The 25,620-nt window shown below is 73.0% G+C and carries 21 protein-coding genes; 11 read left to right on the forward strand and 10 right to left on the reverse strand.

From position 1 onward, the window contains the following. Positions 1-12: 12 nt before the first annotated feature. From mmsB to chvE, 3 genes are all read right to left on the reverse strand, one after another. Positions 13-1,260: a multiple monosaccharide ABC transporter permease gene (mmsB, locus tag JAO84_RS33285; RefSeq protein WP_370416175.1), complete on the reverse strand. Its 1,248-nt coding sequence runs from the start codon at positions 1,258-1,260 to the stop codon at positions 13-15. After that, on the reverse strand, positions 1,257-2,828 hold the full coding sequence (gene mmsA, locus JAO84_RS33290; RefSeq protein ID WP_370416176.1) for a multiple monosaccharide ABC transporter ATP-binding protein: 1,572 nt from the start codon (positions 2,826-2,828) through the stop codon (positions 1,257-1,259). Before mmsA ends, mmsB begins: the two co-directional genes overlap by 4 nt. A 98-nt stretch (positions 2,829-2,926) precedes the next feature. After that, positions 2,927-4,036: a multiple monosaccharide ABC transporter substrate-binding protein gene (gene chvE / locus JAO84_RS33295; RefSeq protein WP_370416177.1), complete on the reverse strand. Its 1,110-nt coding sequence runs from the start codon at positions 4,034-4,036 to the stop codon at positions 2,927-2,929. A 283-nt stretch (positions 4,037-4,319) separates the two neighbouring features. Here chvE and JAO84_RS33300 point away from each other — a divergent pair, with 283 nt between their 5' ends. The 4 genes from JAO84_RS33300 to araD all read left to right on the forward strand — a co-directional run bounded on the left by JAO84_RS33300 (position 4,320) and on the right by araD (position 9,612). Beyond that, the gene (locus JAO84_RS33300) at positions 4,320-5,330 is read left to right on the forward strand and encodes a LacI family DNA-binding transcriptional regulator (RefSeq protein WP_370416936.1); all 1,011 of its coding nucleotides are present in this window, start codon (positions 4,320-4,322) and stop codon (positions 5,328-5,330) included. 213 nt (positions 5,331-5,543) lie between these two features. Beyond that, positions 5,544-7,253 (forward strand): ribulokinase, encoded by a 1,710-nt coding sequence (gene araB, locus JAO84_RS33305; protein ID WP_370416178.1) that lies wholly within the window; start codon positions 5,544-5,546, stop codon positions 7,251-7,253. A gap of 77 nt (positions 7,254-7,330) precedes the next feature. Then, a complete protein-coding gene (gene araA / locus JAO84_RS33310; RefSeq protein WP_370416179.1) occupies positions 7,331-8,842 on the forward strand; it encodes an L-arabinose isomerase in 1,512 nt (503 codons plus the stop codon). A gap of 32 nt (positions 8,843-8,874) precedes the next feature. Further along, the gene (araD, locus tag JAO84_RS33315) at positions 8,875-9,612 is read left to right on the forward strand and encodes an L-ribulose-5-phosphate 4-epimerase AraD (protein WP_370416180.1); all 738 of its coding nucleotides are present in this window, start codon (positions 8,875-8,877) and stop codon (positions 9,610-9,612) included. Here araD and JAO84_RS33320 read toward each other — a convergent pair. The 3 genes from JAO84_RS33320 to JAO84_RS33330 all read right to left on the reverse strand — a co-directional run bounded on the left by JAO84_RS33320 (position 9,536) and on the right by JAO84_RS33330 (position 12,696). Further along, the gene (locus tag JAO84_RS33320) at positions 9,536-10,207 is read right to left on the reverse strand and encodes a CoA transferase subunit B (protein WP_370416181.1); all 672 of its coding nucleotides are present in this window, start codon (positions 10,205-10,207) and stop codon (positions 9,536-9,538) included. The two genes, araD and JAO84_RS33320, sit on opposite strands and share 77 nt — an antisense overlap. Position 10,208: 1 nt before the next feature. Continuing rightward, complete coding sequence (locus JAO84_RS33325) at positions 10,209-10,985, reverse strand: CoA transferase subunit A (RefSeq protein ID WP_370416182.1); 777 nt, start codon at positions 10,983-10,985, stop codon at positions 10,209-10,211. A 217-nt stretch (positions 10,986-11,202) separates the two neighbouring features. Continuing rightward, positions 11,203-12,696, reverse strand: coding sequence for a PHB depolymerase family esterase (locus tag JAO84_RS33330; protein WP_370416183.1), 1,494 nt, complete (start codon positions 12,694-12,696; stop codon positions 11,203-11,205). A gap of 351 nt (positions 12,697-13,047) precedes the next feature. Between JAO84_RS33330 and JAO84_RS33335 the strand changes: the two genes are divergently transcribed. From JAO84_RS33335 to JAO84_RS33350, 4 genes are all read left to right on the forward strand, one after another. Next, positions 13,048-14,484, forward strand: a complete 1,437-nt coding sequence (locus JAO84_RS33335; protein WP_370416184.1) for a 3-hydroxybutyrate oligomer hydrolase family protein — start codon at positions 13,048-13,050, stop codon at positions 14,482-14,484. A 99-nt stretch (positions 14,485-14,583) separates the two neighbouring features. Next, positions 14,584-15,378, forward strand: coding sequence for a 3-hydroxybutyrate dehydrogenase (locus tag JAO84_RS33340; RefSeq protein WP_370416185.1), 795 nt, complete (start codon positions 14,584-14,586; stop codon positions 15,376-15,378). Between the two features lie 107 nt (positions 15,379-15,485). Further along, on the forward strand, positions 15,486-16,886 hold the full coding sequence (locus JAO84_RS33345) for an MFS transporter (RefSeq protein ID WP_370416186.1): 1,401 nt from the start codon (positions 15,486-15,488) through the stop codon (positions 16,884-16,886). Positions 16,887-16,993: 107 nt separating this feature from the next. Further along, on the forward strand, positions 16,994-18,988 hold the full coding sequence (locus JAO84_RS33350) for a helix-turn-helix domain-containing protein (protein ID WP_370416187.1): 1,995 nt from the start codon (positions 16,994-16,996) through the stop codon (positions 18,986-18,988). 34 nt (positions 18,989-19,022) lie between these two features. Here the strand turns inward: JAO84_RS33350 and JAO84_RS33355 are convergent, their stop codons facing one another. Beyond that, positions 19,023-19,838, reverse strand: coding sequence for a VOC family protein (locus tag JAO84_RS33355; RefSeq protein ID WP_370416188.1), 816 nt, complete (start codon positions 19,836-19,838; stop codon positions 19,023-19,025). Positions 19,839-20,010: 172 nt separating this feature from the next. On the opposite strand from JAO84_RS33355, the gene JAO84_RS33360 reads away from it, so the two are divergent. Both JAO84_RS33360 and JAO84_RS33365 read left to right on the forward strand, forming a co-directional pair. Next, positions 20,011-20,682 (forward strand): hypothetical protein, encoded by a 672-nt coding sequence (locus tag JAO84_RS33360; protein ID WP_370416189.1) that lies wholly within the window; start codon positions 20,011-20,013, stop codon positions 20,680-20,682. A gap of 102 nt (positions 20,683-20,784) precedes the next feature. Next, the gene (locus tag JAO84_RS33365; RefSeq protein WP_265863652.1) at positions 20,785-21,048 is read left to right on the forward strand and encodes a hypothetical protein; all 264 of its coding nucleotides are present in this window, start codon (positions 20,785-20,787) and stop codon (positions 21,046-21,048) included. 26 nt (positions 21,049-21,074) lie between these two features. On the opposite strand, the gene JAO84_RS33370 is transcribed toward JAO84_RS33365, so the two are convergent. The 3 genes from JAO84_RS33370 to JAO84_RS33380 are packed head-to-tail and all read right to left on the reverse strand — an operon-like array spanning position 21,075 to position 24,664. Continuing rightward, a complete protein-coding gene (locus JAO84_RS33370; protein WP_370416190.1) occupies positions 21,075-21,695 on the reverse strand; it encodes a TetR/AcrR family transcriptional regulator in 621 nt (206 codons plus the stop codon). A 51-nt stretch (positions 21,696-21,746) separates the two neighbouring features. Next, entirely contained in the window at positions 21,747-22,949 is a 1,203-nt protein-coding gene (locus JAO84_RS33375; RefSeq protein ID WP_370416191.1) for a Glu/Leu/Phe/Val dehydrogenase dimerization domain-containing protein, read from the reverse strand. After that, positions 22,946-24,664 carry a thiamine pyrophosphate-dependent enzyme gene (locus tag JAO84_RS33380; protein ID WP_370416192.1) on the reverse strand — a complete coding sequence of 573 codons (1,719 nt, stop codon included), beginning with the start codon at positions 24,662-24,664 and terminating at the stop codon, positions 22,946-22,948. The genes JAO84_RS33375 and JAO84_RS33380 overlap by 4 nt, the downstream gene beginning before the upstream one ends. Positions 24,665-24,820: 156 nt before the next feature. Between JAO84_RS33380 and JAO84_RS33385 the strand changes: the two genes are divergently transcribed. After that, entirely contained in the window at positions 24,821-25,441 is a 621-nt protein-coding gene (locus JAO84_RS33385) for an L-threonylcarbamoyladenylate synthase (RefSeq protein WP_370416193.1), read from the forward strand. Positions 25,442-25,620: the final 179 nt, after the last annotated feature.

The raw sequence follows: 25,620 nt of genomic DNA on the forward strand, positions 1-25,620 counted from the left end.
CCCGCGGAGGGCTCAGGCGCCCGCCCTCCGCTTGTTCCACACGTCGAAGCCGACCGCCGCGAGCAGCACCAGGCCCTTGATGACCTGCTGCCAGTCGGTGCCCACCCCGACCAGGTTCATGCCGTTGTTGAGCACGCCGAGGACCAGGCCGCCGATGATGGCGCCCAGGATGGTGCCGACACCGCCGGTCATCGAGGCCCCGCCGATGAACGCGGCGGCGATGGCCTCCAGTTCGAAGTTCACGCCCGCCTTCGGCGAGGCCGCGTTGAAGCGGGCGGCGAAGACGAGTCCGGCGAGCGCCGCGAGCATTCCCATGTTGAGGAACACCGCGAAGGTCACCTTGCGGTCCTTGACCCCGGACAGCTTGGCGGCCGGCAGGTTCCCGCCGATCGCGTACACGTGCCGTCCGATCACCGCGTTGCGCATCACGTAACCGAAGCCGACGAGCAGTACGGCCAGGATCAGCAGCACCACGGGCGCGCCCTTGTAGCTGGCGAGGAGCAGGGTGGTGACCAGGACCGCGGCGACGAGGGCCGTGACCTTGAGCGCGAACAGGCCGGTGGGGAGCGTCTCCAGGGCGAACTCCCGCTGGCGGCGGCGGTCCCGTACCTCCTGGAAGATCACATAGGCGGTCAGTCCCAGGCCGAGGAGCAGGGTCACGTTGTGGTAGTTGGTCTGCGGCCCCACCTCCGGCAGGAAGCCGTTGGCGATCTTCTGCAGGCCCTCCGGGAAGGGGCCGAGCGTCTGGCCCTTGAGGAAGATCTCCGTGAGCCCGCGGAACAGCAGCATGCCGGCGAGCGTCACGATGAACGACGGTATGCCGACGTACGCGATGAAGAAGCCCTGGAGGGCTCCGGCGACGGCGCCGAGGAGCAGCGTGAGCAGCACCGCGACCGGCCAGGAGACATGGTGCTGCACCATGAGCACCGCCCCGATGCCGCCGACCAGGGCCATGAGGGAGCCCACCGACAGATCGATGTGCCCGGAGATGATGACGATCATCATGCCGATGGCCAGGACGAGGATGTAGCTGTTCTGCAGCACCAGGTTGGAGACGTTGCGCGGCAGCAGCAGGTCGCCGCCCGTCCAGATCTGGAACAGGAGCACGATCAGGCCGAGCGCGAAGAGCATCCCGTACTGGCGCATGTTCCGCCGGACGCCGTCCAGGAGCACCCGGACCACCGGTGTCCCGTGCGGCCCGGGTGCCGCGCCGCCCGGGGGCGCCGGGGCGCTCTTGTCCATGGTGATGTCGGTGCTCATGTCCGGTGTCCTTCGCTGGAGGCGGCGCCCGCGGCGGCCGCCGGTGGTGCGGGGGTGTCCTGCGTCATGTGCCGCATCAGCACTTCCTGCGTGGCGTCCGCGCGGGAGACCTCGCCGGTCAGCCGTCCGGCCGCCATGGTGTAGACGCGGTCGCACATGCCGAGCAGTTCGGGCAGCTCGGAGGAGATGAAGACGATCGCCTTGCCCTCGGCGGCGAGCCGGTCGATCACGGTGTAGATCTCGAACTTGGCCCCCACGTCGACGCCCCGGGTGGGCTCGTCGAGGATCAGCACGTCCGGACCGGCGAGGATCCACTTGCTGAGGACGACCTTCTGCTGGTTGCCGCCGGAGAGGCGGCCGACCGGTTCGAGGACGTTCGGCGTCTTGATGTTCATGGTCCGCCGGTACCGTTCGGCCACCTTGCGTTCCTCGTGCCCGTCGACGACGCCGCGGCGAGCGAGGGCGCCGAGCGACGCGAGCGAGATGTTCCGGCTCACGGACTCGCCGAGGTTGAGCCCGTAGTGCTTGCGGTCCTCGGTGACGTACGCGATGCCGTGGGCGACCGCCTCGGGCACCGTACGGGTGCGCACCTCGCGGCCGTCCTTGAGCACGGTGCCCCGCTCGTAGTGGCCGTAGGAGCGGCCGAAGACGCTCATGGCGAGTTCGGTGCGGCCGGCCCCCATGAGGCCGGCGACGCCGACGATCTCCCCGCGGCGGACCCGGAGCGAGACCCCGTCGACGACCTTGCGGCCGCGGTCGAGCGGGTGGCGCACGGTCCAGTCCCGGACCTCCAGGACGGGTTCGGCGTCGGCCGGGCCCTCGTACGGAGTGCGCTCGGGGAAGCGGCTGTCGAGGTCCCGCCCCACCATGCCGCGGATGATCCGCTCCTCGGTGGTGGCCGGGTCCCTGACGTCGAGGGTCTCGATGGAGCGCCCGTCGCGCAGGATGGTGACGGAGTCGGCGATCCGGGCGATCTCGTTGAGCTTGTGCGAGATGATGATCGACGTGATGCCCTGGCTCTTCAGCTCGCCCATCAGCCGCAGCAGCTTCGCGCTGTCCTCGTCGTTGAGCGCCGCCGTGGGCTCGTCGAGGATCAGCAGCCGGACGTTCTTCGCCAGCGCCTTCGCGATCTCGACGAGCTGCTGCTTGCCGACCCCGATGTCGGCGACCCGGGTCTCGGGGTGCTCGTCGAGCCCGACCCGCCGGAGCAGTTCGGCGGCCCGGCGCAGCGCCTCGTGCCAGTCGATGATCCCGCGCCGGGACGGCTCGTTGCCGAGGAAGATGTTCTCGGCGATCGACAGATAGGGGACGAGGGCGAGCTCCTGGTGGATGATCACGATGCCGTGCTGCTCGCTGGCCCGGATGTCCTTGAAACGGCACGGCTCGCCGTCGAAGAGGATCTCGCCCTCGTAGCTCCCGTGCGGGTGGACGCCCGAGAGGACCTTCATGAGGGTCGACTTCCCGGCGCCGTTCTCCCCGCACAGCGCGTGCACCTCGCCGCGCGCCACGGACAGGGTCACCTCGGAGAGCGCCCTGACGCCGGGGAAGGTCTTGACGATGGAGCGCATCTGGAGGATGGGCCCGGCGGCCGGGTCCCGGTCCGGGCTCCGGTCCGGGGCCGGGTTCGGGTCCGGACCCGGGGCCTGGGCAGGGACTGCCGCGGGCGTCATCGCAGCTGCCCGGCGTCGATGTAGCCCGAGTCGACCAGGACCTTCTGGTAGTTCGACTTGTCCACGCTCACCGGGTCGAGCAGGAAGGCCGGGACCACCTTCTTGCCGTTGTCGTAGGTGGTGTCGTCGTTGATCTCGGGCTTCTTGCCGGCGAGGACGGCGGAGACCATGTCCGCGGCGACCTGCGCGAGGGCGCGCGTGTCCTTGTAGACGGTCTGGGTCTGCTGGCCCGCGATGATCGACTTCACGGAGGCGACCTCCGCGTCCTGGCCGGTGACGACCGGCAGCGGCTTGGCGGCGCTCCCGTAGTCGTCGGACTTCAGGGCGGAGAGGATGCCGATGGAGATGCCGTCGTAGGGGGAGAGCACGGCGTCGACCCGGGCCGTGGCGTACGAGGAGGTCAGCAGGTCGTCCATGCGCTTCTGCGCCGTCCCGCCGTCCCAGCGCAGGGTGGTGACCTGGTTGAGCTGGGTCTGGTTCGACCGTACGACCAGCTGCTTCTTGTCGAGGTAGGGCTTCAGCACCTTCATGGCGCCGTTGAAGAAGTACTTGGTGTTGTTGTCGTCGTTGGAGCCGGCGAACAGCTCGATGTTGAAGGGGCCCTTCTTCGCGCCGCCCTTCAGCCCCAGCTTGTCGACGATGTACGTGGCCTGGAGCTCGCCGACCTTCTCGTTGTCGAAGGAGGCGTAGTAGTCGACGTGCGGGGAGCCCAGGATCAGCCGGTCGTAGGAGATCACCGGGATGTGGGCGTCCGCAGCCTGCTGGAGGACGTTGGACAGGGCCTCGCCGTTGATGGCGGCCACCACCAGGGCGTCGACGCCCTGGGTGATCATGTTCTCGATCTGGGCGACCTGCTGGTCGGGGTCGTCCTCGCCGTACTGCAGGGTCGTGGCGAAACCGGCCTTCTTCAGGCTCGCGGTCATGTTCCGGCCGTCGGCGATCCACCTCTCGGAGGACTTGGTGGGCATGGCGATGCCGATGGTGAGGTCCTTCTTGTCCTTCGACTCCTGGCTGCCCCCCTCGCTGTTCTGCCCGCAGCCGGTCAGGAGCAGGGCACCGCTGGTGGTCACGGCCAGGAGGGCGGATACGGATCGGAACTTCTTCATGGGCGTTACCTGGCAATCCCGTCGTCGAGGGCGGCTCCGGCCGGGGGACGGGCACGGCGGCGGCGCGTGTCCTCGCGCCACCGGGACGGCACCGTTCCGGCGGGGTGGCCAGGGCGTCGGCGCCCCGGTCGAGCTAGATTGTTAGCGCTCACAACTGGGTGATACAAGAGGCGATAAGGTTTTTCTCGCATCGATGCACAGCCGCAATATCGGCGCACAGCCGTGATCAGGGAGAGGGGAGGCGAACGTGGGGCATCCCGCGGAAGACGTCCGCCCGCCGACGATGGCCGATGTCGCACGGGAGGCGGGGGTCTCTCATCAGACCGTCTCGCGGGTGCTGAGCGGTCACCCGAATGTGCGTGCGGCCACGCGTGAGCAGGTGACCGTGGCGATCGAGCGGCTGGGCTACCGTCGTAATTCCGCTGCCCGGGCTCTGGTGACGCGCCGGACGAGGACGCTGGGTGTGATCGCGGTCAACACCGCCCTGTACGGCCCGGCGAGCACGATGACGGGTCTGCAGGAGGCGGCGCGGGAGGAGGGCTATCTGGTCTCCACGGTCAGTCTGCGTACCGGGGAGGGGCAGGCGCTGAAGGATGCCATCGACCATCTCGCGGCCTGGGGTGTGGAGGGGGTCGTCGCGATCACCCCGCAGCGCTCGCACGTGCAGGCGCTCGCCGAGCTGGACGCGCCCTTTCCGGTGGTGACGGTGGAGGGTGGCCACCGGCTCGATCTGCCCGGGGTCTCCCTGGACCAGGAGCGCGGTGCCCGTATGGTCACGGAGCATCTGCTCGCCGCCGGGCACCGCACGGTCTGGCACGTGGCCGGGCCCGAGGACTGGCTGGAGAGCGAGGCCCGCACCGCGGGCTGGCGCGCGGTCCTGGAGGAGAGCGGTATCGAGCCCCCGCGTGTGCTGGCGGGTGACTGGAGCCCGTTGTCCGGGTACCGGGCGGGCCAGGAGCTCGCCGGGCTCGCCCTGGCCCGCCGCGGGGCCGCGCCGGTCACCGCCGTCTTCGTCGCCAACGACCAGATGGCGCTCGGCGTCCTGCGGGCGCTGCGCGAGGCCGGCATCCGCACCCCCGCGCAGGTGGCCGTCGCCGGCTTCGACGACATCCCCGAGGCCGAGTACTTCCCCCCGCCGCTGACCACCGTCCGCCAGGACTTCGCCACCATCGGACGCCGCAGCATCGGACTCCTCGTCGACCACATCGAAGGCCGCGCCCGCAAGGCCGAACACCTCCTGGTGGAACCACAGCTCATCATGCGCGCCAGCACCCGCCCCTCGGGCGACGCCTGACACGGCGGGCGGCTGCGGCCGGCCCGTCGCTCGCTCGTCCCCTGCGTGAGTGAGCGCTCACTTCGCAGCCCCCGCCCTCGGCCATCTTTCGCCCAATTCCCTGGCAGCTCTTGTCTCTGCCAAATGTGAGCGCTAACAATCAAGGTGCTTCTCCCGCTCTCCCCGTGCCCTCCCCGCCCTCCCCGGCCCTGCCCATGACGAGAGAGACCCACCGTGACCGCACACGCCCTTCCCGACCCCGCCGCCGCCCGTCACCATCCCGAGGCCTGCACCGTCGGCGTCGACTTCGGCACCCTCTCCGGACGCGCCGTGGTGGTCAGGGTCCGGGACGGCGCCGAACTCGGTTCGGCGGTCCACGCGTACCGCCACGCCGTCATCGAGGACCGCCTGCCCGCCACCGGCGCGACCCTGCCCCCCGACTGGGCCCTGCAGCACCCCGAGGACTGGCGGGACGTGCTGCGTACGGCCGTTCCGGCGGCGGTCGCCGAGGCCGGAGTCGACCCCGCCCGCGTCATCGGCATCGCCACCGACTTCACCGCCTGCACGGTCCTGCCGACCACCCCGGACGGCACCCCGCTCGCCCTGACCCCCGAGTGGGCCGCCCGCCCGCACGCCTGGCCCAAACTCTGGAAGCACCACGCGGCCCAGGACCAGGCCGACCGCATCAACGCCCTCGCACACGCCCGCGGCGAGAAGTGGATCGGGCGGTACGGCGGGAAGATCTCCGCCGAATGGCAGTACGCGAAGGCCCTGCAGGTCCTGGAGGAGGACCCCGCCGTCTACGCCGCCTGCGCCCGCTGGATCGAGGCGGCCGACTGGATCGTCTGGCAGCTCACCGGCACCGAGTCCCGCAACACCTGCACCGCCGGCTACAAGGGCATCCACCAGGACGGCGGCTACCCGTCGCCCGGCTTCCTCGCCGGACTCCACCCGGACTTCGCCGACTTCCCCGCCACCCGCCTCGAGCACCCGCTCTCCCCGCTCGGCTCCCGCGCCGGCGGCCTGAGCGCCCGGGCCGCCCGCTGGACCGGCCTCCCCGAGGGCATCGCCGTCGCCGCCGGCAACGTCGACGCCCACGTGGCCGCGCCCGCGGCGGGCGCCGTCGAGAACGGGCGGCTGCTCGCCATCATGGGCACCTCCACCTGCCATGTCCTCAACGGCGCCGCCCTCGCCGAGATCCCCGGCATCTGCGGGGTCGTCGACGGCGGCATCGTCCAGGGCGCCTACGGCTACGAGGCCGGCCAGAGCGCGGTCGGCGACATCTTCGCCTGGTGGCTCCGGCAGGGCGTCCCGGACCACTACCGCGCCGAGGCGGAGGCCTCGGGCGAGGACCTCCACCAGCTCCTGACCCGCAAGGCCGCCGACCAGCCGGTCGGCGCGCACGGCCTGGTCGCCCTGGACTGGATGAACGGCAACCGTTCCCCGCTGGTCGACCACCACCTCTCCGGAGTCGTCGCCGGTCTCACCCTCGACACCCGGCCCGAGGACGTCTACCGGGCCCTCCTCGAATCCACCGCCTACGGCACCCGGCTGATCGTCGAGGCCTTCGAGGACGGCGGGATCCCCGTCGAGGAGTTCATCGTCACCGGCGGCCTGAAGAAGAACGCGCTGCTCATGCAGATCCACGCCGACGTGCTCCGCCGACCCGTCTCCCTCGGCACCTCCGAGCAGGGGCCGGCGCTCGGCTCGGCGATCCACGCCGCCGTCGCCGCGGGCGCGTACCCCGACGTCCGCTCCGCCGCCTCCGCCATGGGCAGCGTCCGGCGCCACGCCTATCTGCCCGACCCCGCGCGGGCGGACGCCTATGACGCGCTGTTCGGCGAGTACCGCGCCCTGCACGAGCACTTCGGCACCGGTACGGACCTCCTGCTGCACCGCCTGCGCCGGATCCGTAACAGCGCACGCGCCGCCACTACTGACTGACCAGCCGGGCACCTCCCTCCGGCCCCGGCCCGTACGCACCTCCCCGCCCCGCACCACCTCCGAGGAGCACACCCGACATGACGCCCGCCGCCCAGCCCGACCACGAGATCTGGTTCCTCACCGGCAGCCAGGCCCTCTACGGCGACGACACCCTGGCCCAGGTCGCCGAACAGTCCCGCACCCTCTGCGCGATCCTCGCCGGCCGGCCGGAGCTGACCGTCCGCCTGGTCTGGAAGCCGGTGCTCACCGACGCGGCCGCCATCCGCGCCGTCTGCCTGGAGGCCAACGCCGACGACCGCTGCATCGGCCTGATCTCCTGGATGCACACCTTCTCCCCGGCCAAGATGTGGATCGCCGGGCTCGACGCCCTGCGCAAGCCGCTCCTCCATCTGCACACCCAGGCCAACCGGCGACTGCCCTGGTCCACCATCGACATGGACTTCATGAACCTGAACCAGGCCGCCCACGGCGACCGCGAGTTCGGCTTCGTCCAGACCCGCCTCGGCGTCCCCCGCAAGACCGTGGCCGGCCATGTCACCACCCCCGAGGTCGTCGACCGCATCGCCGGCTGGGCCCGCGCCGCCGTCGGCCGCGCCGAGCTGACCACCCTCAAGCTCGCCCGCTTCGGCGACAACATGCGCGACGTCGCCGTCACCGAGGGGGACAAGGTCGAGGCCCAGCTGCGGTTCGGCGTCTCGGTCAACACCTACGGCGTCAACGACCTGGTCGCCGCCGTCGACTCCGCCGACCAGGACACCGTCACCACGCTCGTCAAGGAGTACGAGGAGCGCTACGCCCTCGCACCCGAGCTGCGGACCGGCGGCGAGCGCCACGACTCGCTGCGCTACGCCGCCCGCATCGAGGCCGGCCTGCGGAGCTTCCTCACGGAGGGCGGCTTCCACGCCTTCACCACCAACTTCGAGGACCTCGGCGGCCTGCGGCAGCTGCCCGGCCTCGCCGTGCAGCGCCTGATGGCCGACGGGTACGGCTTCGGCGGCGAAGGAGACTGGAAGACCGCCACCCTGCTGCGCACCCTCAAGGCGATGGGCCACGGCAGGCCCGGCGGCACCTCCTTCATGGAGGACTACACCTACGACCTCACGCCCGGCCAGGAGCTCATCCTCGGCGCCCACATGCTGGAGGTCTGCCCCTCGCTCACCACGGGCACGCCCAGCTGCGAGATCCACCCGCTCGGCATCGGCGGACGCGAGGACCCGGTCCGTCTCGTCTTCGACGCCGACCCCGGTCCGGCGGTCGTCGTGGGCCTCGCCGACCTGGGCGACCGGTTCCGCCTCGTCGCCAACCACATCGACGTCGTCGCCCCGCCCGAGCCGCTGCCCCGGCTCCCCGTCGCCCGCGCCGTCTGGCGGCCCCGCCCGGATCTCCGTACCTCCACCGAGGCCTGGCTGACGGCCGGGGCACCGCACCACACCGTCCTGACCACCGCGCTCGGCGGCGAGGAGCTCGACGACCTCGCCGAGATGCTGCGGACCGAGCTCGTCGTCATCGACGAGGACACCACCGTCCGGCGCTTCACCCGCGAACTGCGCTGGAACCAGGCCTACCACCGACTGGCCCAGAGCCTGTGAACACCCCCACTCCCACCAGGACGGAGTCCTCCATGAGCCAGACCGTGTCCGAGGAGCTGCGCCGGGAGGTGTTCGAGGCCAACCTCCGCATCCCCCGAGCCGGGCTCGCCACCCTCACCTGGGGCAATGTGAGCGGGGTCGACCGACAGGCCGGCGTCTTCGTCATCAAGCCCTCGGGAGTGGCCTACGAGGCGCTGAGCGAGGACGACCTGGTCGTTGTCTCCCTGTCCGACGGGAGCGTCGTGGACGGCCGGCTGCGCCCGTCCACCGACACCGAGACCCACCGCAGTCTCTACCTCGCCTTTCCCTCCATCGGCGGGGTGACCCACACCCACTCCACCCACGCCGTCGCCTTCGCCCAGGCCCGGCGGCCGATCCCGGTGCTCGGCACGACCCACGCGGACACCTTCAACGGCCCCGTCCCCGTCACCGCGCCGCTCACCCCCGAACAGTGCGCCAGGGACTACGAGTTCCACACCGGCCAGGTGATCGTGGACCTCCTCGACGGTGACGACACCCGGGCCCGGGAGGTTCCCGGCGCGCTGGTCGCCCACCACGGCCCGTTCACCTGGGGCGCGAGTGCCACCGCGTCCCTGGAGCACGCCGTGATCTGCGAGGCCGTGGCCGAGATGGCCCTGCACACCATCGTGCTCGGCCCGGTCGAACCCCCGCAGCACCTCCTGAACCGTCACTTCACGCGCAAGCACGGCCCGGACGCGTACTACGGAAACCCGCCGGCACCGTCAGTTCCGCGCCCGTCGCGGCCCTGACCTCGTCGACCGCGACGCCGGGGGCGAGTTCGGCCAGGACGAAGCCGTCCCCGGTGACGTCGACGACGGCGAGGTCGGTGATGACGCGCTGGACGACGGCCCGGCCGGTGAGCGGCAGGCCGCACTCGGCGACGAGCTTGGGCGTGCCGTCCTTCGCGGTGTGCTCCATCAGGACGATGACCCGGCCGGCGCCGTGCACCAGGTCCATGGCGCCGCCCATGCCCTTGACCATCTTGCCGGGGATCATCCAGTTGGCGAGGTCGCCGGCGGACGAGACCTGCATGGCGCCGAGCACGGCGGCGTCGATGTGACCGCCGCGGATCATCCCGAAGGACAGGGCGGAGTCGAAGAACGAGGCGCCGGGCAGGGTGGTGACGGTCTCCTTGCCCGCGTTGATCAGGTCGGGGTCGAGTTCGTCCTCGGTCGGGTACGGGCCCACCCCGAGGATGCCGTTCTCGGACTGGAGGACCACCTCGACGCCCGGCGGCAGGTGGTTGGGGATGAGGGTCGGCAGGCCGATGCCGAGGTTGACGTAGCTGCCGTCGGTCAGTTCGCGGGCGGCGCGGGCCGCCATCTGCTCACGGGTGAGGGCCATCTCAGGCGGCGCCTTCCGGTCGGACGGTCCGGCGCTCGACGCGCCGTTCCGCGGTGGGGTCGCCCGGGGTGACCCGGACGACGCGCTGGACGAAGATGCCGGGCAGCTGGATCTCGTCGGGGTCGAGCTCGCCCGGTTCGACGAGATGGTCCACCTCGGCGACGGTCACCCGGCCGGCCATCGCGGCCAGCGGGTTGAAGTTGCGGGCGGACGAACGGAAGACGAGATTGCCGTGCCGGTCGCCGATGGTCGCGCGGACCAGCGCGAAGTCGGTGGTGATGCCGTGTTCGAGCAGATACGGGCGTCCGCCGAACTCCCGGGTCTCCTTGGCGGGCGAGGCGACGGCGACCGCACCGTCAGTCCCGTACCGCCAGGGCAGTCCGCCCTCGCCGACCTGGGTTCCGGTGCCCGCCGGCGTGTAGAAGGCGGGGATGCCGGCGCCGCCGGCCCGCAGCCGCTCGGCGAGGGTGCCCTGGGGGACGAGTTCGACCTCCAGCTCCCCGCTCAGATACTGGCGGGCGAACTCCTTGTTCTCTCCCACGTACGAGCTCGTCATCCGGGCGATCTGACCGGCGGCGAGCAGCAGGCCGAGGCCCCAGTCGTCGACGCCGCAGTTGTTCGAGACGACCTCCAGGCCGTTCACCCCGCGCTGCCACAGGGCGTTGATCAACGTGCCTGGTATCCCGCAGAGGCCGAAGCCGCCCACCGCGAGCGAGGCGCCGTCGGGGATGTCGGCCACCGCCTCCGCCGCGCTCGCGACCGTCTTGTCCAGACCCATGGACGGATCCCTTTCCCTCGGGCAGCCGGACGACCTCGCTGGTCGGAGCCGGTGCCGGTACTGGCGACGAGCACACAACCTAGGCAGCGGGCCGGGGCCGCAACCATGGCTGTCGTCGCCATAGCAACCGGGTCCGGTGTGTGGGTGACCGCTGCCCCCGCGGTACGCCGTGGCGCGCCGCGGAGGCAGCCGAGGAAGCCCAGGGAAGCCGGGGGCCTCAGGCCGAGCAGCCGGAGTCCGCGAGGACGTAGTAGCCGGGTGCCGTCTGCTTCAGGGTGTGCGTGGTGAACGTGTTCCACAGCCCCATGGCCTGCTGGGAGCCGTTGGCGTAGGTGTAGCCGCCGCTCTGGTAGGCGCGCCCGGCCGTGGTGTGCGCGTAGTTGCTCGCCGTGTGACACGTGGGCGTGAAGCCGGTGGTGACCGCGGTGACCTGCGCGGAGACCGCGCCCGTCGCCCCGGCGGCGTCGACGGCCGCGACCGTGTAGCCGTACGTGGTCCCGGTGGCCAGACCGGTGTCGGTGTAGGCGGTCGACGTCGTCGTGCCCACCTTCGTACCGCCGCGGTAGACGGTGTACGAGGCGGCCCCGGGGACCGCGTTCCAGCTCAGGGACACCGTGGCGTCCGTGGTCCCGCCGACCGTCAGACCGGTCGGCGCGGGCAGGGAGCCCGGGTCCTCCCCGCCGCCGCCCTCGCCGTCGAGGCCCCAGAAGCGGGCGGTGTGGTAGCTGGAGCAGATGGTGTCGAGGTAGTACGTGCCGGCGGTGCCGCACTGCTCGGGGCCGCTGCCCGGGTCGACGGCGAGGCCGTGGGCCATGCCGGAGATCGAGTAGACCGACACGGCGGGCCTGCCGCCGGCGTCGTCGTACTCGCTCAGCGTGGTGCCGCCGGAGAGGTTCTCGGTGCGGGAGGGCGTCTGGCCGATGCCCCACACGTTCGTCCACTGGTCGCGCAGTTCGGTGGCGTTGGCCGGGGCGACGGTGGTGTCCGAGGTGCCCTGCCAGACCGCCACCCGGGGCCAGGAGGTGGTGCCGGCGGGCGCGGCGGAGCGCACGAGGTCGCCCCACTGGGCGGGCGTCTTGTCCGGCGGGCTGTACATGCAGGTGTACGCGGCGGACACACTGGTCGCGCAGGACGCGGGCAGGCCGGAGTCGACCGAGCCACCGGCGAAGACGTCGGGGTAGGCGGCGAGCATGTTCGCGGTCATGCCGGCGCCGGCCGACAGGCCCGTGATGTAGACGCGCCTTGTGTCGCTGCCGTAGCGCGCGACGGCGGTGTCGACCATCTGCTTGATGGACAGGGCCTCGCCCTGGCCGCGCTTGCTGTCGGCCGCATCGAACCAGTTGAAGCAGGAGTTGGCGTTGTTCGCGCTGGTGGTCTGCGGGAAGACCAGGGCGAACCCGTACTGGTCGGCGAACTTCGGCCAGCCGGAGTGGGCGTAGTAGTCGTTCGCGCTCTGGGTGCAGCCGTGCAGGGCGACGACGAGCGGTGCGCCCGTGGCCAGGCCGTCCGGCACATAGGTGTGCATGGTCAGATTGCCGGGGTTGGAGCCGAAGCCGGTGACCTGGGTCAGTCCGGCGGCCGTGGCCTGGGGGCCCACGGCCATCAGACCCCCGGTGAGGGCGAGGGCGCCTGCCGCGGCGGTGAGCCAGCGGCGGATGCCGCCGAACACACGGCCCCGTGCGGGGCGGAACGGAGGGTACGGCTGTCCCATGGCTGATGCCTTCCGATGGGGGATGGGGATGGGGATGGCGAGGCACCGGCGGCGGACGCGGCTCGCGCCGCCGGTGTGGCGTGCATCATGCGGGCCCGTTCACCGGCGGCGACATGGGCGGGACAGCCAGCCTTGGCGGAGGACGAGTGTGACGGCGCTCCATGGTCCGGCCCGCGCGCGGCCGGATAGAGAAGGGCCGGCGCGAGGCAAGGCGTCGTCCGGCCATCTGCCCGGGGTGGTGTTCGAACCCACCAGCTGTCAGCGGATGGTGGGCCGCACACCCATATCTGACGGACGAACGGCGTCATAGCCTCCCGCGGGTCCCTGTCCATGAACCTCGGAGGCACACCGATGCACCGCCCCACCTTCCGTTCCGCACCCCGCCGCTGGCGGCGGGGCGCTCCGGCGGCACTCGCGCTCGCCGCCCTCACCCTCACCCTCGGCACCGCCCCGGCGACCGCGACCGCGACGGCGACACCGTCCGCCCCCGGCGGTCACTGCGCCCGCCTCGCCCAGCTCCGCGTACCGGGCGCCGACCGCCAACAGAGCGCCTGCCTCGACGAGTTGACCACGGCCGGCACCGTCGCCTCCGGCCACACCGACCCGGCCGACTGGGCCGGCCTCACCCCCAAGGACCTGGCCGTCCCCAGCGGAGTGCCCGGCATCCAGATCGACGGCTACTTCCCCGACACCTCCACCACCAACACCAACCACGGCTGGAACCACGACGCCCAGTTCGTCCTCCGGATGCCCGACCGGTGGAACGGCGGCCTGGTCGTCGCCGGCACCCCCGGCAACCGCGAGCAGTACGCCAACGACCGGGCCATCGCCGACTGGGTGCTCGCCCGCGGCTACGCCTACGCCGCCACCGACAAGGGCAACACCGGCCTCGCCTTCTACCGGGACGGCACCGCCCCCGGCGACGCCATCGCCGAGTGGAACGACCGGGTCACCCAGCTCACCCGCGCCGCCCGCGCCACGATCGCCCAGCGCTACCACCGCCCGCCGGCCCGCACCCTGGTCACCGGCCTGTCCAACGCCGGCTACCTGGTCCGCTGGCAGCTGGAGAACCACCCCGAGCTCTACGACGGAGGAGTGGACTGGGAGGGCACGCTCTGGCGCGCCGACGGCCCCAACCTGCTGGACTTCCTGCCCCCGGCGCTGCGCCACTACCCCGGGTACGCCGCCGGCGGCGAGGGCGCCGAGCAGGCCCGGGAGGCCCTGCACGCCGCCGGGTTCCCCGCCGGGTCGGAGTTCCTCTGGCCGTACCACCACAAGGTCTACTGGGACCTGACCCAGCGCATCTACCGCGAGGAACTGGACCCCGGCTTCGACGGCGCGACCGAGGCCGGCACGCCGTACTGCGCGAGCGGCACACCGGGCTGCGACACCGACTACGACTACGCCGCCCGGCCCGACGAGGTCCGGCAGGCGGTGGCGAGGATCGGCCTGACCGGGCGGATCGGCAAGCCGCTGCTCACCCTGCACGGCACCCTGGACGTCCTGCTGCCGATCAGCCGCGACTCCGACGTCTACGCCCGCATGGTGCGCGAGGCCGGCCGCGGCTCCCTGTTCCGGTACTACCGGATCGAGGGCGGCACCCACACCGACTCCCTGGTCGACTCCTTCCCGGACCGGCTGCGCCCGCTCACGCCGTGCCACCGCACCGCGTTCACGGCCCTGGAACGCTGGCTCGCGACCGGCCAGCGGCCGCCCGCCTCCGGCACCGTCGCCCAGCCCGTCGGCGCGGACCCGGTCACCCTCGCGAACACCTGCTCCCTCGGGTAGATCTCGCCGTTCCATGGTGGCCAGCACCACTCAAACGCACATGTTTATGGTCGGCACACACATGGGAGCGGCCCGGGGCTCTCCCTACTGTTTCCGGCCATGACGAACACATTTCCCACGCCGGTTCCCCTGCCGCCGCCCACCGCCGCGATCGACCTGAGCGGGCGGACGGCGCTGGTGACCGGCGGCGGCAGCGGCATCGGCCGGGCCTGTGTCCTCGCCCTGGCCCAGGCCGGCGCCCAGGTCCATGTGGTCGACCGGGACGGCGCGGCGGCCAAGGCCGTCGCCGAGATCGCCGGCGGCACGGCGCACGTGACCGACCTCGCGGACGGGGGAGCCGTCGACCTCCTCCCGTCCGCGGTCGACATCCTGGTCAACAACGCCGGCCTCCAGCACGTCGCACCACTCACCGAGTTCCCCACCGAGCGGTTCGAGCTGATCCAGAAGGTGATGGTCACCGCACCGTTCCTGCTGATGCGCCGGACCCTGCCGCACATGTACGCCCAGGGCTGGGGCCGGATCGTCAACGTCTCCAGCGTCCACGGGCTGCGGGCCAGCGCCTACAAGTCGGCCTATGTCGCCGCCAAGCACGCCCTGGAGGGGCTGAGCAAGGTCGCCGCGATCGAGGGCGCCCCGCACGGCGTGACCAGCAACTGCGTCAACCCCGGCTATGTCCGCACCCCGCTCGTCGAGGGCCAGGTCCGCGACCAGGCCGCCGCCCACGGCATCAGCGAGGGCGACGTGCTCAGCAACGTGATGCTCGCCCGCTCGCCCGTCAAGCGGCTCCTGGAGTCCGACGAGGTCGCCGCCGCCGTCCTCTGGCTGTGCGGCCCGCACACCGGCTACCTCACCGGCGCCTCTCTCCCGCTCGACGGCGGCTGGACCGCGGGCTGACCCCGCACCCGCCCCCGTACACCGCACACACCGCGCCCGCCCCCGTACCCCGCATCACCCCGTAACCGCACCATCCCGTCCCGTCCGTTCGTGAAACCGGTGAACCCATGTCTGACACCACCACGCCGAGAAGCGGCATCAGCCGTATCGTCGCCGCCAGCCTGATCGGCACGACCATCGAGTGGTACGACTTCTTCCTCTACGGCTCCGCCGCCGCCCTCGTCTTCAACACGCTGTTCTTCCCCAGCGCCGATCCGCTCGTGGGCACCCTGATCGCCTTCATCACGTACGCCATCGGGTTCGCCGCCCGCCCGCTCGGCGGGATCGTCTTCGGCCACTACGGCGACAAGATCGGCCGCAAGAAGCTGCTCGTGGTCAGCCTCCTGATGATGGGCGGCGCGACCTTCGCCATGGGCCTGCTGCCCACGTACGAGACCATCGGCATCGGCGCGCCGATCCTGCTGACCGTGCTGCGCCTGGTCCAGGGCTTCGCGCTCGGCGGCGAGTGGGGCGGCGCCGTCCTCATCGTCTCCGAGCACGGCGGCGACAGGAACCGCGGCTTCTGGGCCTCCTGGCCGCAGGCCGGCGCCCCCGGCGGCAACCTGCTCGCCACCGGAGTCCTCGCCCTCCTCGCCGCTTTCCAGTCGGAATCCGCCTTCCAGTCCTGGGGCTGGCGTGTCCCCTTCCTGCTGTCCGGTCTCCTCGTGGTCATCGGACTGTGGATCCGCGTCTCGGTGTCCGAGTCCCCGGTGTTCCTCGCCGCGCAGGCCAAGGCCGAGGCCGCCGCCGCGCAGGGTGTGCAGGAGAAGGCCCCGGTCGTCGAGGTGTTCCGGCGCAGCTGGCGCGAGGTGCTCTCCTCCATCGGCACCCGGTTCGGCGAGAACATCTCGTACTACATCCTCACCTCCTTCCTGCTCGTGTACGTCACCACCCATCTGGAGCTCCCCAAGAGCACCGCGCTGAACGCCGTCCTGATCGGCTCCGCCGTCCACTTCGTCACCATCCCGCTGTGGGGCGCGCTGTCCGACCGCGTCGGGCGGCGGCCCGTCACCCTCATCGGCTCCGTGGGCATGGCCGTCTGGGCGTTCGTCTTCTTCGGCCTCGTCGACTCCGGGTCGTTCGCCGTCATCACCCTGGCCGTCACCGCCGGCCTGCTGCTGCACGGCGCGATGTACGGGCCGCAGGCCGCGTTCATCTCCGAGATGTTCGACACCAAGGTCCGCTACTCCGGCGCCTCGATGGGCTCCCAGCTCGCCTCCATCCTGGCCGGCGCGCTCGCCCCGATCATCGCCGTCGAACTCCTCAAGGACTACGCGTCGTCCACCCCCATCGCCGTCTACCTCAGCGCGGCCGCCGTGGTCACCACCATCACCGTGGCCGTCACCCGCGAGACCCGCGGACGTGACCTCGCCCGCTCGCGCGACGACCAGGGCGACGCCGCCCCGGCGACGGCCGACGCCGACGCCGAAACCGGCTCCGACGCCGTCGCCGCGGGCGACCGGGCCTGACCCGCCCCGCAGCGCACCCGAGCCGCCCGGTCCGCCGTGAGTGAGGGCACGACGGACCGGGCGACGCCGTGCACCCCCCCACAGCCACCCGCCCGAGACGAGGCCCCATGACCGCGGACCGCAGCGCACACCCCCGGACGCCGAACGGGCCGCGGACCCGGCCGCCGACGGCCGGCGAATCAGCCGCCCGCCGTCTGGTGGACCTCCTCGCCGCCGACGCGCCCGCCGAGGAGCTCGCGCTCCAGCCGGCCCGCTCGCGCGCCGACGGAGCCGAGCCGGCCGAGGCGGCCCGGATCGCGGAGACCACCGAGGCCGCCCTCGCCGTGCGGCGGGTGCTCGACCAGTACCGCCGCCGTGAGACGGAACTGGTCGCGCTGTTCGACACCGCCGGCGACCTGGCCGCGCTGCGGGACCTCGACGCCGTGCTGCGCGCCATCGTGCGCCGGGCGCGCACCCTCCTCGGCGCCGACATCGCCTATCTCACCCTCAACGACCCGGTCGCGCAGGACACCTTCATGCGGGTCACCGACGGATCCGTCTCCGCCGCCTTCCAGCAGCTCCGGCTCGGCATGGGGGAGGGCCTCGGCGGTCTGGTCGCGCAGACCGCTCGCCCGTACGCCAGCACCGACTACCGGTCCGACCGGCGCTACCGGCACACCGGGACGATCGACGACGGCGTGGCCGAGGAAGGGCTGCGCGGCATCCTCGGCGTCCCGCTGCGGCTCGGCGAGGAGATCATCGGCGTGCTGTTCGCCGCCGACCGGTCCCCGCGCGAGTTCACCCCCGACGCCATCGCCCTGCTCGCCTCGCTCGCCGACCACGCCGCCGTCGCCATCGACGGCGCACGCCTCCTGGAGGAGACCCGCGAGACCCTCACCCGGCTCGAAGCCGCCAACGCCACCGCCCGCGCCCACAGCGAGGCCCTGCACCGGGCCTCCGACGCCCACGACCGGCTGACCAGGCTGGTGCTGCGCGGCGCGGGCATCGACGACATGGCAGCCGAGATCGCGGCCCTGCTCGGCGGCGGAGTCGCCGTCCACGACACCGACGGCAGCGAACTCGCCCGGGCCGGCACCGCACCGGTCACCCTCTGTGCCGCAAGCCTCGCCGCCTCCCGCACCGAAGGGCGCGCCGTGCACACGGACGGCGTCTGGACCTGCGCCGTCCTCGCCGGCGCCGAACCGCTCGGCGGCATCGTCCTCACCGGACGCGGCGACCTCTCGGAGGCCGACCGCCGCCTCTTCGAACGTGCCGCACTGGTCACCGCGATGCTGCTGCTCATGCGCCGGTCCGTCGCCGAGACCGAGGACCGGGTACGCGGCGAACTCCTCGACGACCTCCTCGCCGGCCCCGCCTCCTCCGCCCACTGGGACGGCGGCAGCCACACCCTGCGTGCCCGGCGCCTCGGCGTCGACCTCGCCCGGCCCCACGCCGTCGCCGTCCTCGACTGCGCACCCGCACTGCGCCCCCGGCTCGCCGCCGAGACCGCCCGCACCGCCCGCCGGCTCGGCGGCCTGGCCGGCACCCGGCACGGCCAGGTCGTCCTGCTCGCACCGGCCGACCGGCCCGGCGACCTCGCCCGCGGCCTCGCGACCGACCTCGCCCGCGTCCTCGGCGCACCCGTCACCGTCGGCGCCGCGGGCCCCGGCACCGCACCCGAACAGCACGCCGCCCTGCACGCCGAGGCCCTGCGCTGCCTCACCGCCCTCCACGCCCTCGACCGCACCGGGGACGGCGCCGACATCGCCGACCTCGGCTTCCTCGGTGTCCTGCTCGGCGACCGGGCCGACGTCGGCGCGTACGTCGAGCGCGTCCTCGGCCCGGTCATCGCGTACGACACCGAGCGCGGCACCGACCTGCTGCGCACCCTCCACGCCTACTACGAGCAGGGCGCCAGCCTCTCCCGTGCCAAGGACACCCTCCACGTGCACGTGAACACGGTCGTCCAGCGCCTCGACCGCGTCGCCCAACTCCTCGGCCCCGACTGGAACAACCCCGCCCGCGCCCTGGAGACCCACCTGGCCCTCCGCCTCCACCAGCTCACCCGCGGCGGCGGCGCCGGGCGCGGTGATCTCTGCTGCCCCGGCGACGCTCATCGGTGACCCGGGCCGGGCCGGGCGGGGCGGCGGCCCCGGCTCAGGCCTGCGCCGCCGGCTTCAGGAGGACGAAATCGGCGTTCGCACGGTCCAGACAGACGGCGATGCGGCCCACGCCCTCCGCGTCCTCCGGGCCCATCTGCACCGTGCCGCCGTTGCCGGTGGCCGCGGCGACCGCCGCGTCGCAGTCGTCGACGGCGAACACCGGGTGCCAGTACGGGCGTCCGCCGGCCAGCGCGAGATCGTCCTTCGACAGCTCCATCAGGCCGCCCTGCATCCGGTCCTCCGGCAGACCGGCGGGCGTGATGAGGGTGTACGTGCCGTCGGCGCCGCCGCCCGGCAGCGGCATGTCGCTGAACCGCCAGCCGAAGACGCTCCCGTAGAACTCCTTCGCCGCCGCGGCGTCGCTCGTGTACAACTCGGTCCAGTTCAGCGAACCCGCCTTGTCGACCAGCTCGACGCCGGTGTCCTTGCCCGGCTGCCAGACCGCGAACTGGCCGCCCAGCGGATCGCTGTACTGGGCCATCCGGCCCCACTCGCCCAGGTCCCGGGGCGCCACCCGGACCGTGCCGCCGGCGCGCTCGACGGCCTCGGTCGTCGCGTCCGCGTCGGCGACCGTGTAATAGATCATCCAGGCCGAGCGGGCGCCCTCCTCGGTGAGCTTGCCGAGCCCGGCGACGGTCTTGCCGTCCTTCCGGAACATGCCGCCCTCCATCTCCTCGTCGCCCTCGCCGCCTTCCATCGGCTCGTACTCCCAGCCGAGGACGGCGCCGTAGAAGTCCGCGGCGGCGCCGACGTCGGGCGCGCCGAGGTCGAGCCAGCAGGGGGTGCCGGGAGCGAAGTCAGTGGTGATCATGGCCCTTGCCTTTCACGGGGCCCGGCGCTCGCGAGCGGTGGCCGGCGTGCGCCCAGGCCCTCACGGGGTGGAATCCGTACCACCTCACAGCCTGGCATCCGGCACTGACAGGCGCCGCTCGGCCGCCGAAAGGGAGGGGCGCACGGGTGACACCGCGCGGTACGGTCCCGCCATGCCCCGAACCGCAGCCCGCGCCGCCGCGCACACCGCCGCCGACGACCTCCACGACACCGTACGGCTCGCCGTCGCCGCCCTCCGCCAGGCGCCGCCGGACGCCTGGGAGGGCAGGGCGGGCACCCTGGAGTGGGACTGCTGGGAGACGGTCGAGCACCTGGCCGACGACCTCTTCGCGTACGCCGTCCAACTCGGCCCCGCCGCACCGCCGCTGGACGGCGACGTGCCGTTCGTCTGGCAGGCCCGGCGCCCCGGAGGACCCGCGAACGCCGTCCACGCCGACCACGCCGCCGGCCCCGCCGGACTGCTCCAGGTCCTGGAGGCGTGCGGCGCCCTCCTCGTCGCCATGGTCCGCACCACGCCCCCGGAGACCCGCGCCCACCACGCGTACGGCGTGTCCGACCCCGAGGGCTTCGCCGCGATGGGCCTGGTGGAGACCCTGGTCCACACCCACGACCTCGCCGCCGGCCTCGGCCTGCCGTGGACCCCGCCCGACGCACCCTGCGCCCGCGCCCTCGCCCGCCTCTTCCCCACCGCCCCGACCGGCACGCCGCCCTGGCCCACCCTCCTCTGGGCCACCGGCCGCGCGGAGCTCCCGGGCCACCCGAGGGTCACCGCGTGGCGGTGGGACAGCTCGGTCCGGGACGACGGGGCCGCCGGTCAGGCCTGAGCGTCCCGGCCTGAGCGATCCGGCCTGACTGTCAGACCCCCCTCGTACCGTCGAGAGCGATGGGTCCGGCAGCGGCCGGACCCCGGGAGCGAGGGAGTGGGCATGGGTGAGATCAGTGTGGACCGGCGGCAGCTCGACCGTCTGCTCGCGGACAGCCGCAGCGGGTACGCCGTGCCGTACCAGGAGGCGTTCGCCGGGCTCGCCGTGTCGTACCGGGGGCGGCCGGTCGAGGTGATCGTGCCGCTCCTGAAGGAGGCGGCGGAGCGGGCGCTGCTCGGGTTCACCGGGGCCGATCTGCTGGACCAGGCGCGGGCGATCAGCAGCGGCGCGCCGTACGAGCTGCGGATCCGGGTGACCGGGAGATAGCGGGGCGGCGCCCCGGCGCGGGCCGGTCAGCGCGCGGTGCGCAGCCGCTCGTGGTCGATGCCCAGTTCGCGGACGAGCGCGTCGTCCACCCACTCCAGCATCGTGGTGCGGGAGAGCGAGCCGGTGTACGAGGTCATCTGCACAGCCAGCCCGTCGAGCAGGGCGGTGAGCCGCCAGGCCGTGTCCTCTGGCCGCTCGCAGTGGAACTCGCCGGCGGCGACGCCCTCCGCGACGACCTCGGCGATCGCGGCCTTCCACTGCCGGTCGAGGTCGTGCGTGACCTCGCGCAGCACGGGCTCCCGCAGCGCCGCCGCCCAGCCCTCGATCCACAGCCGCCAGCCCTTGGCCTGCCCCGTCGGCGCGTACCAGCGGACCGCCGCGCGCAGCCGCCGGGTGGCGCTGCTGCGGGGCTTGCCGAGGAGTTCGCGGAGCCGGGCGAGGTCGCCGCGGGCGGCGTGGGCGAAGGACTCGGCGACCAGGAGTTCCTTCGTGGAGAAGTGATAGAGCACCAGGGAGCTGCTGACACCGAGCTCCTTGGCGACGTCCGCGATCCGCACGTTGCCCACGCCACGGGCCTCGATCTGCTCGACGGCGACGCGCAGGATCTCCGCGCGTCTCTCCTCCACGCTCAACCGGACTCTGGCCACGGCCTCACCCTACACAGCCGCCGGAAGCCTCCTGGTGGCCGGCAGAGCGGCTCACGCGTACCAGCCGAAGCGCTCCGCGATCTCCGGCAGCCGGTCGGCGACGAGCCGGTGCGCCGCCGCGCGCGCCGTGGTCCCGTCCGGCTCGGCCCGGGCCAGCACCTGCTCGACCAGGGCCCGCATGGAACGCCGGATGTGCGCGAAGGCCTCGTCCGGGTCCGCGCCGATGTCGCCGAACAGCGTCCACCACCACCACGCGTTGGTGGCCGAGTTGACCACCACGTCCGGCAGCACCGCGATCCCGCGCGCCGCGAGCAGCTCCTCCGCCTCCGGCAGCACCGGCATGTTGGCCGCCTCGACGACCCAACGGGCCGTGATCCGGCCCTGGTTGTCCGCGTCGATCGCGTACGAGACGGCCGCCGGCACCAGCACGTCGGCGTCCGCCGACAGCCAGGCGTCGCCGGCCAGTTCGGCGTCACCGGGCCGGAGCGCGGCCCGGTCCACCGTGCCGAACGCGTCCCGGGCGGCGAGCAGCGCCTCGACGTCCAGGCCCTCCGGGTGGGCCATCGTGCCCTTCACATCGGCCACGGCCACCACCCGGAGCCCGGCCCGGGCCAGGAAGCGCGCGGTCGCCCCGCCCATCGTGCCGAAGCCCTGCACCGCCACCCGCGTCCCCGCGTGCGGCACGCCCGCCCGGTCCAGCGCGGCGAGCACGGACTCGGCGACCCCGCAGCCGCCCGCCAGCTCGTCAAGACCGATCCCGTCGACCTCCACCGCGAACGCGTCGGCGAGCCGCCGCCGCGCCTCCGCCTCGTCGTCGAGCAGCGGGTACACGGCCTGCACCGACGACACCAGACCGGCCTCCGCGGCCGCCCGGTCGACCAGGTCCTGGGTGAGCCCCAGGTCCTCGCCGGTGGTCCAGAACCGCTCGACGTACGGGCGCACGGCCCGCAGATAGCGGACCAGGACGCCGTACGCCTCGGGGTCGCGCGGGTCGCAGTCGATGCCGCCCTTGGCGCCGCCCAGCGGCACGTACCGCGCGCTCGGGTCGTAGTGCAGCGCCTCCTTCATCGTCATGCCGCGGGCGAGTCCGGCGACCTCGTCGAGCGTGCAGCCCGCGCGCATCCGCAGCCCGCCGCTGGCCACGCCGCGCACCAACCGGTCGATCACCAGATGACCCTGACGGCCCGTCACATGGTCGGTCCAGGTGACCGAGACCAACGGCGCGTGCGGAGTGGTGGGAGAAGGGGAAGTCATCGGGGATCCTCCTCGGGAACGGTGACGACGGTGGGACCGGGGGTGAGCAGCGCCTCGGCGAGCGCGGCGGACAGTTCTCCGGGGGTACGGACGACGCTGCCCCGCCCGCCGTACGCGCGGGCGAGCGCGGGCAGGTCCACGGCCGGCAGGTCGACGGCCACGGGCCGGTCCCCGCGCGCCGCCATCTCCTCGCGGATCTCGCCGTACCCGCCGTTGTCGAAGACCACGACCGGCAGCGGCAGGCCGGTCTGCGCGGCGGTGGCGAGCTCCTGCACCGAGAACTGCAGACCGCCGTCCCCGCTCAGGGCCACCACCTGCCGCTCCGGGCACGCCGTCTTCGCGCCGACGGCGGCGGGCAGCGCGTAGCCGAGGGTGCCGAAGCCGGTCGGGTGCAGATAACGGCCCTCCGGGCCGACGGGCAGATGGGGCAGCGCCCCGTAGTAGCAGCACTGGGCGCTGTCGGAGGTGATCACCGCGTCCTCGGCGAGCACCCGCCGGATCGCCCGCAGATACGGCACCCAGCGGGCGTCGCGCTCCCGGGTCTCGTCGTCGCGCGAGCTCCGCAGGGCCGTCACGTCCGCCGCCAGGTCCGCTCCGTCGTCGCGCGGGCCGGCGGACCCCGGAGGCGTGCCGGTCAGGGCCCCGGTCGGGGCCCCGGTCAGCGCGTCGAGCAGCGCGCCGAGCACGGTGGGCGCGTCACCGACCAGCGGGACGTCCGCAGGGAGCCCCGCGTACATCTGCGCCGGGTCCACATCGACCCGGATCAGCCGGCCGGCGAGGGCCGGCAGCGGCCCCCACACGTCGGACTCGGCGAGCTCGGTGCCGACGGCGAGCACCGCGTCGCGGTCCGCGAGCCAGCTCCGGACGGCCGGACTGTGCAGGGACACGCCGAGCGACAGCGGGTGCCGCTCGTCGACGACGCCCTTGCCGTTGGCGGTGGTGACGACCGGCGCGCCGAGCAGCCCGGCGAGCGCCCGGCACTCGGCCGCCGCCGTGCGCGCGCCGCCGCCGAGCACAAGGGCCGGCCGCCGGGCCGAGCCCAGGACCCGCGCCGCCGCGCGCACCGCCTCCGGGTCCGGCGCCGGGGGAGCGGCGGGCGGTGCGAGCCGCGGCGGTCCCGCCGGTTCGACGGCCTCCAGGAGGTCGAGCGGCACCTCGATGTGGACCGGCCGCGGCCGGCCCGTACGGAACAGGGTGAACGCCCGGGCCACCGCCACGCCGATCTCTTCGACCGACGCCACCCGGTGACTGACCGCCGCCACCCCGCGCAGCGCCTCCGTCTGGCTGCGCATCTCGTGCAGCAGACCGGTCGACTGGCGCGGGTGGCGCAGCGGCATGCCCGGCGACACCACGAGCAGTGGCACGCTGTCGGAGTACGCCTGGCCGACCGCCGCCGCGATGTTCAGGAGCGCGGGTCCGGTCGTGGTGATCGCGACCCCGGGCCGCCCGGACACCCGGGCGTACGCGTCGGCCGCGTACCCCGCGCCCTGCTCGTGGCGTGGCGTCACATGCCGGATGCCGTAGGGCCGCAGATGCCGGTAGATCTCCAGGTTGTGCGTGCCCGGGATGCCGAAGGCGTCCGTCACGCCGTGCGCGGCGAGCGCCCGGACGACCGCCTCGCCGCCGGTGAGCACGGAGGCGGCGCCGGGAGCGGGGCCGGGTGCGGGGCCGGGCTGCCCGGGGAGGCGGGCCTGCTCGAGGGCGAGGTCGGGCACGGTTCCTCCGGGCGGGGTGGGGCATGTTTACTGACTGAATCATCAGTCAGTATCGGGAGCTGCGGGCGGCGCTGTCAACGCATCGTGCGGCGCGTGCACCGAGCCGCGCGGGGCGGGGCGCGAACGACGGCGCCACCGATCCCGTAGGGTCGGAAAATGGCCAAGTACTTCGATGTGCACCCGCAGTCCCCGCAGCCGCGCACCATCGGCACCGTGGTCGAGAGCCTCCGGGCCGGAGCCCTCATCGCCTACCCCACGGACTCCTGCTTCGCGCTGGGCTGCCAGATCGACAACCACGAGGGCGTCGAGCGGATCAAGAGCATCCGCAAGCTCGACGACCGGCACCACTTCACCCTGGTCTGCGAGAATTTCGCCCAGCTCGGGCAGTTCGTCCAGGTCGACAACAACGTCTTCCGCGCGGTCAAGTCGGCGACCCCCGGCAACTACACCTTCATCCTCCCGGCCACCCGCGAGGTCCCGCGCCGCCTGCTGCACCCCAAGAAGAAGACCGTCGGCGTCCGCATCCCGGACCACCCGGTGGCCCGCGCGCTGCTGGCCGAGCTCGGCGAGCCGCTCCTGTCGAGCACCCTGCTGCTGCCCGACGAGGACGAGCCGATGACCCAGGGCTGGGAGATCAAGGACCGGCTCGACCACCTGGTCGACGCCGTCGTGGACTCGGGCGACTGCGGCACGGAGCCGACGACGGTCGTCGACTTCTCCGGCGGCGAGGCCGAGATCGTGCGGTACGGGGCGGGCGACCCCTCCCGCTTCGAGTGACCCGACCCGGCCGGCGGCGCCCCCCGCGCCGCCCCGGTTTGCCTGGTCCCCTGTCCCTTGTCCCCGGTCCCCGTACACCCGACCTGCTGCGTTGTCAGTGGGTCGGGTTAGTGTGCCTTCGCAGGACACGTGGTAACGACAAACCGACAACGCGACGAGACGACAAGCCGACACCAGGC

It is taken from the genome of Streptomyces fradiae (assembly GCF_041270065.1).
Lineage (GTDB): Bacteria > Actinomycetota > Actinomycetes > Streptomycetales > Streptomycetaceae > Streptomyces.

Coding starts and splice junctions, on each gene's coding strand:
- JAO84_RS33350 (WP_370416187.1), top strand. CDS start 16,994: ATGACCGCGGACCGCAGCGCACACCCCCGGACGCCGAACGGGCCGCGG.
- araA (WP_370416179.1), top strand. CDS start 7,331: ATGACGCCCGCCGCCCAGCCCGACCACGAGATCTGGTTCCTCACCGGC.
- JAO84_RS33330 (WP_370416183.1), bottom strand. CDS start 12,696: ATGGGACAGCCGTACCCTCCGTTCCGCCCCGCACGGGGCCGTGTGTTC.
- mmsA (WP_370416176.1), bottom strand. CDS start 2,828: ATGCGCTCCATCGTCAAGACCTTCCCCGGCGTCAGGGCGCTCTCCGAG.
- JAO84_RS33320 (WP_370416181.1), bottom strand. CDS start 10,207: ATGGCCCTCACCCGTGAGCAGATGGCGGCCCGCGCCGCCCGCGAACTG.
- chvE (WP_370416177.1), bottom strand. CDS start 4,036: ATGAAGAAGTTCCGATCCGTATCCGCCCTCCTGGCCGTGACCACCAGC.
- JAO84_RS33355 (WP_370416188.1), bottom strand. CDS start 19,838: ATGATCACCACTGACTTCGCTCCCGGCACCCCCTGCTGGCTCGACCTC.
- JAO84_RS33385 (WP_370416193.1), top strand. CDS start 24,821: ATGGCCAAGTACTTCGATGTGCACCCGCAGTCCCCGCAGCCGCGCACC.
- JAO84_RS33375 (WP_370416191.1), bottom strand. CDS start 22,949: ATGACTTCCCCTTCTCCCACCACTCCGCACGCGCCGTTGGTCTCGGTC.
- JAO84_RS33335 (WP_370416184.1), top strand. CDS start 13,048: ATGCACCGCCCCACCTTCCGTTCCGCACCCCGCCGCTGGCGGCGGGGC.
- JAO84_RS33340 (WP_370416185.1), top strand. CDS start 14,584: ATGACGAACACATTTCCCACGCCGGTTCCCCTGCCGCCGCCCACCGCC.
- araD (WP_370416180.1), top strand. CDS start 8,875: ATGAGCCAGACCGTGTCCGAGGAGCTGCGCCGGGAGGTGTTCGAGGCC.
- JAO84_RS33300 (WP_370416936.1), top strand. CDS start 4,320: ATGGCCGATGTCGCACGGGAGGCGGGGGTCTCTCATCAGACCGTCTCG.
- JAO84_RS33345 (WP_370416186.1), top strand. CDS start 15,486: ATGTCTGACACCACCACGCCGAGAAGCGGCATCAGCCGTATCGTCGCC.
- JAO84_RS33365 (WP_265863652.1), top strand. CDS start 20,785: ATGGGTGAGATCAGTGTGGACCGGCGGCAGCTCGACCGTCTGCTCGCG.
- mmsB (WP_370416175.1), bottom strand. CDS start 1,260: ATGAGCACCGACATCACCATGGACAAGAGCGCCCCGGCGCCCCCGGGC.
- JAO84_RS33325 (WP_370416182.1), bottom strand. CDS start 10,985: ATGGGTCTGGACAAGACGGTCGCGAGCGCGGCGGAGGCGGTGGCCGAC.
- JAO84_RS33360 (WP_370416189.1), top strand. CDS start 20,011: ATGCCCCGAACCGCAGCCCGCGCCGCCGCGCACACCGCCGCCGACGAC.